General features: G+C 68.5%; 5 protein-coding genes and 1 pseudogene. All 6 read left to right on the top strand.

Annotated elements, in window-relative coordinates:
* Positions 1-243 precede the first annotated feature (243 nt).
* Positions 244-4,551 (top strand): annotated as a pseudogene (locus ACS5NL_RS12790) (excinuclease ABC subunit UvrA); the annotation flags it as partial.
* Positions 4,552-4,692: 141 nt separating this feature from the next.
* Positions 4,693-6,318: an outer membrane protein assembly factor BamB family protein gene (locus tag ACS5NL_RS12785; RefSeq protein ID WP_439354201.1), complete on the top strand. Its 1,626-nt coding sequence runs from the start codon at positions 4,693-4,695 to the stop codon at positions 6,316-6,318.
* Positions 6,319-6,355: 37 nt separating this feature from the next.
* Positions 6,356-6,676: a hypothetical protein gene (locus tag ACS5NL_RS12780; protein WP_439354200.1), complete on the top strand. Its 321-nt coding sequence runs from the start codon at positions 6,356-6,358 to the stop codon at positions 6,674-6,676.
* Positions 6,677-6,789: 113 nt separating this feature from the next.
* Complete coding sequence (locus ACS5NL_RS12775; RefSeq protein WP_439354199.1) at positions 6,790-7,005, top strand: hypothetical protein; 216 nt, start codon at positions 6,790-6,792, stop codon at positions 7,003-7,005.
* Positions 7,006-7,015: 10 nt separating this feature from the next.
* Positions 7,016-7,999 (top strand): DUF6976 family protein, encoded by a 984-nt coding sequence (locus tag ACS5NL_RS12770; protein ID WP_439354198.1) that lies wholly within the window; start codon positions 7,016-7,018, stop codon positions 7,997-7,999.
* 106 nt (positions 8,000-8,105) lie between these two features.
* Entirely contained in the window at positions 8,106-8,849 is a 744-nt protein-coding gene (locus tag ACS5NL_RS12765; RefSeq protein WP_439354197.1) for a class I SAM-dependent methyltransferase, read from the top strand.
* The last annotated feature ends 3 nt before the right edge of the window (positions 8,850-8,852 follow it).

Raw genomic sequence — 8,852 nt, 5'->3', positions numbered from 1 at the left:
TCAGTCGCACGCTCCGATTCCTTCCCCGGGCACTCCGCCCGCCCCGCAGCCTCGCCGAACCCAGGGACGCCACTGGAAGAAAGCAGTGCAGCGGCCCTCGTGCGCGCGCCAGCACCCGCCTCGGCGAGGGTGTCGGGGGCGAAGGAGGAATCGGAGCGTGCGACTGACGACGAAGCCCCTGGCACCCTCGCCGAGGCAGCGAGCGCCAACGACGGAAACAGAGCAACGAACAACAAAGGCACCGGCGAACAGCAGGCATTGAAACTCCTGTTCGAAGAGATCAACACCCGCCTCCGGTACCTCTGCGAAGTCGGCATCGGCTACCTCACCCTCGACCGCCAGAGCCGCACCCTGAGTGGCGGCGAAGTCCAGCGCATCAACCTCACCACCGCGCTCGGCACCTCGCTGGTCAACACCCTCTTCGTGCTCGACGAACCCAGCATCGGCCTGCACCCGCGCGACATGGCGCGCATCAACGACGCCATGCTGCGCCTGCGCGACGCCGGCAACACCCTGGTGGTGGTCGAACACGACCCGGCCGTCATGCTCGCCGCCGACCGCCTGATCGACATGGGCCCCGGCCCCGGCGAGCGCGGCGGGCAGATCGTGTTCGACGGCACGCCCGAAGCCATCCGCAGCGCCGACACCCTGACCGGCGCTTACCTGGGCGCGCGCAAGACCGTGGGCATGGGCTTCAAGCGCATGGTCACCGACAGCACGCCGCGCCTGATCCTCGAAGGCGCGCGCGAACACAACCTGCAGAACGTCTTCGTCGAGTTCCCGCTGCAGCGGCTGACCGTGGTCACCGGCGTCTCGGGCTCGGGCAAGTCCACCCTGATCCAGGACGTGCTCGCCCCCGCGCTGCTGCGCCACTTTGGCAAGGCCACCGAATCACCGGGCGCGCACGACCGCCTGCTGGGCGCCGATTTCCTGAGCGAGGTGGTCTATGTGGACCAGTCGCCGATCGGCAAGACCGCGCGCTCCAACCCGGTCAGCTACGTCGGCGCCTGGGACGCGATCCGCGCGCTGTTCGCCGACGCGCCGCTGTCGCGCCAGCGCAGCTACACGCAGGCCAAGTTCAGCTTCAACAGCGGCGACGGGCGCTGCCCGACCTGCGGCGGCTCGGGCTTCGAGCACGTCGAGATGCAGTTCCTCTCCGACGTCTACCTGCGCTGCCCGGACTGCGACGGCAAGCGCTACCGGCCCGAGGTGCTGGAGGTGCGCATCGAACGCGGCCGGCGGATGCTCAACGTGGCCGACGTGCTTGAACTCACCGTGAGCGAAGCGGCCGAGCTGTTCAAGGCCGACCGCGAAGTCATCCGCGTGCTGCAGCCCATCGTGGACGTGGGGCTGGAATACGTGAAGCTGGGCCAGCCGGTGCCCACGCTCTCGGGCGGCGAGGCGCAGCGCCTCAAGCTCGCCGGTTTCCTGGCCGAGGCGGCCAAGAACAGCGCCGCCAGCCGCCAGGCGCTGGCCCGCAAAGGCACGCTGTTCCTGTTCGACGAGCCGACCACCGGCCTGCACTTCGACGACATCGCCAAGCTGATGCGCTCGCTGCGGCGCCTGCTCGAAGCGGGCCATTCGCTGATCGTGATCGAACACAACCTGGACGTGATCCGCAGCGCCGACTGGCTGATCGACCTCGGCCCCGAGGGCGGAGCGGGTGGTGGCCTGGTGGTGGCCGAAGGTCCGCCCGAGGAGGTGCGCGAACACCGGACCAGCCACACCGCGAAAGCGCTGCGCGAGTACGCCGAATCGATGGGCGAGGTGCACGCGGTGCACGAAGGCCGCCTGGTCGACTACCTGAAGCAGCCGCAACGCCTGCGCGCCGCCGCGGCCCGCGCCGAGAACCACAGCAACGCCATCCGCATCGTCAACGCCAAGGAACACAACCTCAGGAACCTGAGCGTCGACATCCCGCGCGGCAAGTTCAACGTGATCTCCGGCGTCAGCGGGTCGGGCAAGTCCACGCTGGCCTTCGACATCCTGTTCAACGAAGGCCAGCGGCGCTACCTCGAGTCGCTCAACGCTTACGCGCGCAGCATCGTGCAGCCGGCCGGCCGGCCCGAGGTGGACGCGGTCTACGGCATCCCGCCCACGGTGGCGATCGAGCAGCGCCTCTCGCGCGGCGGCCGCAAGTCCACGGTGGGCACCACCACCGAGGTCTGGCACTTCCTGCGCCTGCTCTATGTGAAGCTTGGCACGCAGCACTGCGTGCACGACGGCGCGGCCGTGATGCCGCAAAGCCCCGAGAGCATCGCCGCGGCCATCCTCACGCGCTACAAGGGCCGCCACATCGGCCTGCTGGCGCCGCTGGTGGTCAACCGCAAGGGGGTCTACACCGAGCTGGCCGACTGGGCGCGTCCGCGCGGCTACACCCACCTGCGGGTGGACGGCGAGTTCCTGCCCACCACCGGCTTTCCGCGCATCGACCGCTTCAAGGAGCACACCATCGAACTGCCGGTGGCGGACGGTCTGGTCGACCCCGCCAACGAAGCCTGGCTGCGCGCGCAGCTGGCCAAGGCGCTGGAGCTGGGCAAGGGCACGGTGCACCTGCTGACCGATCTGGACGGGCTGGCGCCGGCGCTGGCGGAAGGCCGGTCCACGGCGGGGCTGGGGCAGATGGAGGTGTTCTCCACCACCCGCGCCTGCCCGGTCTGCGGCACCAGCTACCCCGAACTGGACCCGCGCCTGTTCTCGTACAACAGCAAACACGGCTGGTGCCCCGACTGCGTGGGCACCGGTGTCAGGCTCTCGCGCGAGCAGCGCAAGGCGCTGGACGATTCGGTGCGCGACGACGACCAAAAGGGCCGCGAGCAGAGTTTTGCCGAGCCCGAGGTGGAAGACCTGACCGACGAGGCCTGCCCGGGCTGCGAAGGCACGCGCCTGAACGCGCAGGCGAGGGCGGTGAAGTTTGGCGGCATGGGCATCACCGACATCGCGCGCCTGTCCGTGAGCGAGGTGCGGCAGAAGGTGCGTGCACTCATGGCGGACGGTGGTCTGACCAGCCGAGAGGCCGACATCGCACGCGACCTGCTGCCTGAAATTGAAAGCCGCCTGGCCTTCCTGGAAGACGTGGGGCTGAACTACCTCACGCTGGACCGCGGCGCGCCCACGCTCAGCGGTGGCGAGGCGCAGCGCATCCGCCTGGCGGCGCAGCTGGGCTCCAACCTGCAGGGTGTGTGTTACGTGCTGGACGAGCCGACCATCGGCCTGCACCCGCGCGACAACCAGATCCTGCTGGACGCGCTGCACAAGCTGGGCGACATGGGCAACACCCTGGTGGTGGTGGAGCACGACGAAGACACCATCCGCCGCGCCGACCACATCATCGACATCGGTCCCAGCGCCGGCAAACGCGGTGGCCGCGTGGTGGCGCAGGGCTCGGTGGCCGACCTGTCGGCGAGCGAAGAGTCGCTGACCGGCCGCTACCTGCTGCACGCGATGAAGCACCCGCTGCAGCCACGCCGGCTGGTCAGCGCCGAAGCCGAGAAGCTGGAGTTGCGTGGCGCGGCGATGCACAACCTGCAGAAGATCGATGTGGACGTGCCGCTGCGCCGGCTGGTCGTGGTGACCGGTGTGTCGGGCTCGGGCAAGTCCACGCTGGCGCGCGACGTGCTGCTGGCCAACGCCGCGGCGGCGGTGAGCCAGCGCAGCACCTTCGCCGGCCGCCAGGCCTGGGACAACGAGGGCGTGCGTCCCGCCTGGACCGGCTGCAGCAAGCTGCTGGGCAGCGAGACGGTGGACCGCGTGCTCGAAGTCGACCAGACGCCGATCGGCAAGACGCCACGCAGCTGCCCGGCCACCTACATCGGTTTCTGGGACACGGTGCGCAAGCTGTTCGCCGACACGCTCGAAGCCAAGGCGCGCGGCTACGGCCCGGGCCGCTTCAGCTTCAACACCGGCGAAGGCCGCTGCCCGGGCTGCGAAGGCCAGGGCATGCGCACCATCGAGATGAGCTTCCTGCCCGACGTGAAGGTGCCCTGCGAGGTCTGCCACAGCGCGCGCTTCAACCCCGAGACCCAGGCCGTGACCTGGAAGGGCAAGAACATCGGCGACGTGCTGCAGATGGCGGTGGACGAGGCGGTCGAGTTCTTCGCCTCCATGCCCGCGATCAGCCACCCGCTGCAACTGCTCAAGGATGTGGGCCTGGGTTACCTCACGCTGGGGCAACCTTCGCCGACCCTGAGCGGCGGCGAGGCGCAGCGCATCAAGCTGGTGACGGAACTGAGCAAGGTGCGCGACGAGGTAGGCCGCCGTGGCCAGAAGGCGCCACACACGCTGTATGTGCTGGACGAACCCACGGTGGGGCTGCACATGGCCGACGTGGAAAAGCTGATCCGCGTGCTGCACCGCCTGGTGGACGGCGGCCACAGCGTGGTGGTGATCGAACATGATCTGGACGTGATGGCCGAGGCCGACTGGATCATCGACCTCGGGCCCGAAGGCGGTTCCGGCGGTGGGCGGATCGTGGCGGCGGCGACGCCCGAAGACGTGGTGCGGCTGGGCACGCACACCGGCAAGGTGCTGGGGCCGGTGCTGCGCCGATAGCGCCCCTGCGACGCCCCCGCGCCGGCGGTCCGGTGCGGCGGCCGTGGGTATCGGCATATTGTGTCAATTGGTAAGATCCTTCTGTCCGGGTGTGCCTGTGGCATTCATCGGGGCGCAGACAACACCGACAGGGGGATCGAAATGAAGCATTGCATTCGTGTCGCATGGCTGATGCTGCTTGCCTTGGCCCTGGTGGCCTGTGGTGGCGGCGGTGGCGGAGGCGAGCAGACCAAGAGCCTGAACAAGCCCTTTGTGGGCAGACCGCACCTGACGATGAAGGTGACGCCTTCATCGTTTGCCCTGACGGTTGAGCAGGACGCGCAGCAGGATGTGAGCTTGCTCATCGAGGATGTGGCCTTTCGCTCCAGGTCCGTGCCGCTCTACCTGGGCGTGGCGCCGCTGGCCAGCGTCTTTTCCCCTGCCCCCTTGGTGACGAGCCTGGGTAGCGGTCGGTATTCCGTGCTTCTGCGCACTGCCTCTTCCTTGGCCGCTGGCGATTACTACGGAGAAATCGCTCTGCGCCTGTGCAGTGAAACTCCTTGCATCCGGGCGATCGCTGGTGGGACGGTGACGGTTCCGTACTCCATCCGGGTCCAGGGCCCCGTCACAGACATACCGGATTGGGAGACCCACCAGGGGACCGCCAGTCACACGGGGTATGTGCCCCTCACCTTCAATCCGAGTCGGTTTGCCTATGCCTGGGAATGGCGCCGCAGTACCTCTGGCGTGATTGGTGCCATCAATCCGGTGGTGACCGCAGGCGGTCGTGTGTTCGTGACGGACGATGAGTACTTCGGTTCCCTCACATCGCTCTACGCCCTGAATGAAACCGATGGCTCCCTGGCCTGGCGGCAGGATTTCATCAATTTCCCGGCCCTGAACCCCCCGGCCGTGGCCAACGGGATCGTGTACGCCGCCACCACGGGGCATGCAGACACCTTCCTGTGGGCGTTTCGCGCCAGCGACGGCACGCCGGTGTTCAAGAGCGCCTTCGCGGGGCAGTGGCCTCACGTGCTGGCGCCCACGGTCAGAGACGGGCGTGTGTTCACCAATGGTGGTTACTACGGTGGTGGCGTGTACGGCTATGACGCCAGTTCCGGCGCCAGCCTGTGGTCCCGGTTCTCCGGTGACGACGACATGAGCACTCCCGCGGTGGATGGCAACTACGTCTACCACTACAGCGGCGCCTCGCTGGAGGTGTATTCGGCTGCCACGGGTGTGCCGGTGGCAAGCATCACCGATCCGCAGGTGTCGGCTTCTGGTTATTCCTACCACGGTGCTCCCATGCTCGGTGCGCCCGATCACATCACGACCTTCAGTGGCGGAGCATGGAGCGGCCGCGCTTCGTCCAGCGTCGAACAGTACGAAAGCCGTCCGCTGACCAGTTTCTCTCTGATCAATCGGGCCATGCGCTGGCGTTCCAGCAGCAGCTACCTCACCGCTCCAGCCTTGGCAAACGGCGTGATTTTTGCTGGACGCAACAACCCGAAATCGCTGGACGCCCTGGACGAGCACACCGGCCAGGTCCTGTGGTCCTGGCCGGGAGCCGCCACCGACGCGGAGTTCCATCGCAACGTGGTGGTGACCAACAACCTCGTCTTCGTCAGCACCGACAAGGCAGTGCATGCGGTAGATCTGGTCACGCACCAGTCGGTCTGGAGCTACCCGGTCCCTGGCATGCTGGCGCTGTCTGCGACCGGCACGCTCTACATCGTGGAGGGCGCCCGGGAGCCCACAGGACGGCTGATCGCCATCCGGCTCAGGTAAAGGCGCCTGACCCGGTGGCGCCCGCAAGCTTCAACCGATGCGCGACCAGGTCATCCACATCCACCCGGCCGCGCCGCCCCAGCCGGCCGAAGGTGCGCCCTGCAACGGCTGCGGCGTGTGCTGCCTGGCCGAGCCCTGCCCGCTGGGTCGGGTGATCTCGCGCAGGCGGACCGGCGCCTGTGACGCGCTGCGCTGGGATGAAACGCAAAGCCTCTACCGCTGCGGCGCCGTCAGCGACGCCGTGGACGTGCTCGGCCCGCGCTGGGCCTGGGCGGCGCCGTGGCTGCGCCGGCTGGCGCGGCGCTGGATCGCCGCCGGCATCGGCTGCGACGCTTCGCTGCGGTCCGACCGCACTTGATCTGTGTCGTGGCCGGGTAATCCCCGGGTCAAGTTCGGCGTGTTGCGGTCGTTAAACCCGGTGGGCGGTGAGGCTTTGGCTTCACCGGTTTCACATTCCCACCCGAGTCCACCATGGCAATTCCTTCTTCCTCCCATCCCTGCTGGGCGCGCGCGGCCGGCGGCGGTCTGGCCCGCATCCAGACCACCAACCTGGCGATGCAGCTGCTGGTCAAGCGCCTGGAGCGCAGCACCGACCCTGCCCCCCAGAAAGCCTCGGAAATCCAGGCCTTCTTCGCGAAGTGGGAGCGCATCCTCTCCACGGAAATCGACCAACTCAACCGACTCTGAGGCACCGCACATGAACCGTCTGATGACACTGGCCGAAACGGCCGAACTGATCCGTGGTGGAGCCCATCTTTCGCTGGCTGGCCCGGAGAGCGCCCTGGATGCACTGCCCAAGGGGCACTGGATCGCCGGCACCATTCCCTATTTCATGGACACGGCCGGTGGCGTGGTGTCCACCGGTGGGCAGGTGTTCGTGAGCCCGCTGCCCGCCCAGGGCCAGATCACCCTGGCGCACTACGGCGCCGACCAGCTCAAGTCCATCGTCGGCAACGGGCCGGACAACGGCTTCACCGTGGCCATCGTGCCGGCCGGCAGCACCGCCCACAATACCTTTGCGGCCGAGGCCGTGAACGACGCCGACGCCTTCCTCAAGCCCACCGTGGGCTGGGTCGCCGGCATCCACCTGTCCGACCTGGGCAAGGCCACGCCCAAGGTCTACCTGGGCAGCACGGGCGAGAAGTTCGACGACGGCGTGGTCGTGGCCCATGTGGCCCTGCCCGAGAGCCAGCTCGCGTCGATCGAGATCGTCAACATCTTCGAGCCCGGCGACGGCGACACCCTGCGTTTCACCGACACCTCGTTCGAGGTGGGCGACTGCCTGGTCAACGGCGAAAAGACCAACCTGGCCGACTACGTGCAGGCCAAGGGCCTGGCCGACGGCAAGCTCCCGCTGGTGGGCGACTTCGGTGGCGCGCACATCAACGCCTCCATCCAGTCGGTCGACGCGGCCGGCCGCAAGGTGGTGCTGTACGCCCCGGTGTTCACCGGCGTGGACTACCACTTCGCCAGGCCCGTGGCCGACTACGGCGCCAGCTTCCGCGAGCGCCTGGCCGGCTACCGCACCGACGGCGTGCAGTTCTCCTGCAACTGCATCCTGAACTTCCTGTTCGGTGAACTCGAAGGCCAGCACATCGGCGACCTGCACGGCCCGGTCACTTTCGGCGAGATCGGCTACCAGCTGCTCAACCAGACCCTGGTGGTGCTGCGCATCGACTGACTGACCCTTGCCGGCGACCCGCCCGGCCTGGATCCGTGAAAAAGGCGCCTTCGGGCGCCTTTTGTCCGTCCGCAATGCTGTTCGTGCGGCGGCGACAATCGCGGCCATGCTGATCTGGCCGCTTCCCGCGCTGCTGACCTGGGCGTTCGCCTGGGCGCTGTTCGCCGGCCTGCGCACGGCCGGTCTCGGTGCGGTCGCGGCTTTCGTGCTCGCCCTGCTGGCCGCGGGTCTGGCCGCCTGGACCGGGCGCACGCCCTGGCGACGGCTGTTCATGCTGGCGGGGTTTCCGCTCTCGCTGCTGGTCAGTGGCGCGGCGGGCGCGGTGCCGGGCTGGATCTGGCTGCTGCCGCTGGCCCTGCTGCTGGCGCTGTACCCGCTGGGCAGCTGGGGCGACGCGCCGCTGTTCCCCACGCCCGCCGATGCGCTGAACGGCCTGGCCGACCGCGCACCGCTGCCCGACGGCGCCGTGGTGGTGGACGCGGGCTGCGGCCTGGGCGCCGGCCTGATGGCGCTGCACCGCCAGTACCCGCGGGCGCAGATCCATGGCTGGGAATGGAGCTGGCCGCTGACCCTGCTGTGCGCGCTGCGCTGCCGTCTGAGCGGGATGGTCGCCCGGGTGCGCCGGGCCGACATCTGGGCCGCCGACTGGTCGGCCTGCGACATGGTCTACCTGTTCCAGCGGCCCGAGAGCATGCCGCGCGCGGTCGAGAAGGCGGCGGCCGAACTGCGGCCCGGCGCCTGGCTGGTGAGCCTGGAGTTCGAGGCCCGTGAGCTCAAAGCGGTGGCAAGGCTGGAAACCGTCCAGGGCAAACCGGTCTGGCTGTACCAGGCCCCGCTGCGCCGCCGCTGAAGC

Origin of the sequence: Hydrogenophaga sedimenti (assembly GCF_051857515.1) — a bacterium.
Lineage (GTDB): Bacteria > Pseudomonadota > Gammaproteobacteria > Burkholderiales > Burkholderiaceae_C > Hydrogenophaga.
Note: the sequence above shows the minus strand (reverse complement) of the source record. Positions and strands in the feature narration are given on the sequence as shown.

Excerpts from the sequence above, each read along its gene's own strand:
- ACS5NL_RS12785 (WP_439354201.1), top strand. The coding sequence starts at position 4,693 with ATGAAGCATTGCATTCGTGTCGCATGGCTGATGCTGCTTGCCTTGGCC.
- ACS5NL_RS12780 (WP_439354200.1), top strand. The coding sequence starts at position 6,356 with ATGCGCGACCAGGTCATCCACATCCACCCGGCCGCGCCGCCCCAGCCG.
- ACS5NL_RS12775 (WP_439354199.1), top strand. The coding sequence starts at position 6,790 with ATGGCAATTCCTTCTTCCTCCCATCCCTGCTGGGCGCGCGCGGCCGGC.
- ACS5NL_RS12770 (WP_439354198.1), top strand. The coding sequence starts at position 7,016 with ATGAACCGTCTGATGACACTGGCCGAAACGGCCGAACTGATCCGTGGT.
- ACS5NL_RS12765 (WP_439354197.1), top strand. The coding sequence starts at position 8,106 with ATGCTGATCTGGCCGCTTCCCGCGCTGCTGACCTGGGCGTTCGCCTGG.